This window comes from Campylobacter sp. BCW_6877 (assembly GCF_001762445.1).
GTDB lineage: Bacteria > Campylobacterota > Campylobacteria > Campylobacterales > Campylobacteraceae > Campylobacter_D > Campylobacter_D jejuni.
Genome location: NZ_MJWW01000029.1, coordinates 1 through 1,372, shown reverse-complemented (window position 1 = coordinate 1,372; position 1,372 = coordinate 1). Strand labels below are relative to the sequence as shown.

At 22.8% G+C, this 1,372-nt stretch carries 1 protein-coding gene; it reads left to right on the top strand.

Annotated elements, in window-relative coordinates; all coding sequences use genetic code 11:
- Positions 1-1,343, top strand: a 1,343-nt coding sequence (locus AJ936_RS10305) for a glycosyltransferase family 2 protein (protein ID WP_180365762.1), incomplete at its 5' end; no start/stop codon positions are given.
- Between the last annotated feature and the right edge of the window lie 29 nt (positions 1,344-1,372).

Below are 1,372 nucleotides of genomic sequence, written 5' to 3'. Positions count from 1 at the left end.
AAAATGGAGGATTAAGTAGTGCTAGAAATGTGGGTATAGAATATTTTAGCGGGGAGTATAAATTCATAAATAAAAATCAGATTTTTCAAAAAAACACTCTAATTGAATTTAGTGTTAATGGCAATAATCATTATGAAATACATAGTGTATACAAGAGTTATAAATATTTTGATAGTGAAAAAGATTTGATAAATTTTACTAACGCGAATATAGATTATATTATATTTTTAGATTCCGATGACTATTGGAGATTAAATTGTATTGAAGAATGTGTTTCTAGAATGAATGGAGTAGAAGTACTTTGGTTTGATTATGATATGTTTTTTGAACAAACTGGAGAAAAAAAGTATTACAGTACTTTATATACATTTCAGCTTTTACAAGAAAAAATAATAACGCCATTGGAATGGTTGAAACATGGAATTACATATAATAGCTTTTATAATAAGTCTAAAACTTTTGCTTTTGCTTGGCAAGGGATGATTGATTTTAAATTTCTTAAAAGCATTAAGTTAAAATTTATTAATGGTATTATTTTTGAAGATGTTGCTTTCGGGATTATTTTGTTTGCTTCTTTAAAATATATATATATATATCCTGAGATTATGTTAACATATAGAGTTCGGGATAATAGTATTATGCAATCTTTGAATAAGAATACATTACCATTTTATGCAAGCTATTTAAGAGAATATTTTGCCGATGAAATGATTGCTAAGAATTATCATATTATTCTAAGTGAAATATTAATATTAGAAGAATTAACGAATTTTGTTATTTTATTTAAAAATACAGAAATATCACATCTTATACCTATATTTTTCTTTGAATATTTTATTAATAAAGGTATTGGAATTTTCAATTTTAATAATGATCCGATGAAATTAGAACAAAGATTTTTAAAAACATTATATACGCTTCTTAATTTTAATACATGCTATATTCAAAAGTTATTATTAAATGATATTGCTTTGCAAGAACAATTTGGTTATTATTCAGCCAAACAAAGAATAAAAAATCAATTATCATACAAACTGGGACAGTCGTTAATCATTAATTCTAAAAATTTCTTTAGTATAGTATTAATTCCTATATATTTATTATCAGTTGTAATATTTTATAAACAAGAGCAAAAAATTAGTAAAGATAAAATAAAAAAACTACCACCTATAGAAAGTTGTTTAGATTATAAAGAAGCTATGGCAATTAAAAATCATCTTTCTTATAAGTTAGGTCAAATTTTAATTAAAAATTGTAAAAATTGGTATAAGGGTGGATTATTTAAATTACCATTTGATATAATAAAAACATATAAAATTCATAAGAAAAAGAGAGCATTATAGATGAATCAAAATAAAACTGTTGGTATAGT